This window comes from Thiolapillus sp., assembly GCF_048562965.1.
Taxonomy (GTDB): domain Bacteria; phylum Pseudomonadota; class Gammaproteobacteria; order Chromatiales; family Chromatiaceae; genus Thiolapillus; species Thiolapillus brandeum_A.
This window is the reverse complement of record NZ_JBHNMF010000990.1, coordinates 1-1034: the sequence shown is the minus strand read 5'-3', so window position 1 is coordinate 1034 and position 1034 is coordinate 1. Positions and strand designations below refer to the sequence as shown.

Here is a 1034-nt window from a genome sequence, read left to right as displayed (position 1 = left end):
AGCCGCAGTTGGTTCGCCCGCAGGGTGGCACTGCTGGTACGATCGGCGAACAGTCCCAGTTGCTGTTCTTTGATACGATTTTCCATCTCCCCTCGGGCACAGTAAAGATCTTCGTATAAATGTTGGGCATCCGCGTCACGGGTGCTCAGGTTGGTGACGACAAAACGCGGATTGGCCTTGCCCGGCAGGTATTCCGCCTTGCCGATCACCCGCCGTTCACAGGACCAGGATTTGCGCGTGCGGTAGCGGAAGTCACGGAAACACCGGGCGGCCTCGCCGGTGCGCTCACAGGCCAGGCGGGCCGCTTCCATTTCTTTGCCCAAGGCCTGTTGCAGGCGCTTGTTGCGCGCCAGACCCAGAACATAGCCCACGTCGTTGGTCTCGCACCAGGCCATGATCGCGTCACGGCAGAAACCCGAGTCTGCGCGAATGATGATCCGCGTCTTTGGCCAACGTGCGCGAATCTGACCCACGATGCGTTGCAATTCGTCCACACTGCCTGATGAGGCATCCTTGTCCGCCGTACGCAACCGGGCGCACAGCAGGTGCTCACCACTGAAGATGTACAGCGGCAGGTAGCAATAGCAGCGGTAGTAGCCGTGGAAAAAACGCCCTTCCTGCTGACCGTGCAGCGGATCATCCGTCGCATCCAGGTCGAGCCAGATCTTGCGCGGGGGCTTGCGGTACGACTCCAGGAAGAGATCGACCAGCAGCCGATCCAGTGCCTCGCTGTCAGCAGCGATCCGTTTGTAACGGTCCGAGCTGGCCGATTCCGGCGTGCCCAACTCCAGGCGGTTGAGCGTGCTCGAAGCGGCCAGCGGGTTCCCCCGGTCCTGCTCGCGCACCCGCCGTTCCCCGGTCAGATCCCGCTTGCCCACCAGCAAGGCGAGAGTGCTGTCCTTGCGCAAATCATCGTGGTCGTTCAAGTCTTCGTAGCCCAGCGCCAGGCCATACACCCGCTGGGCCACCAGATCCCGCACACTGTGTTCGATGCTCTCGGGGTTGCGGTGATCGGTGAAGCAAGCGGCCAGGCG

The 1034-nt window shown here is 62.2% G+C and carries 1 protein-coding gene; it reads right to left on the bottom strand.

What is annotated here, in order from left to right; genetic code table 11:
- Nucleotides 1-1034 (bottom strand): IS1380 family transposase (locus tag ACOCD2_RS21720; RefSeq protein WP_419626099.1); only part of this gene is annotated, 1034 nt, incomplete at both ends.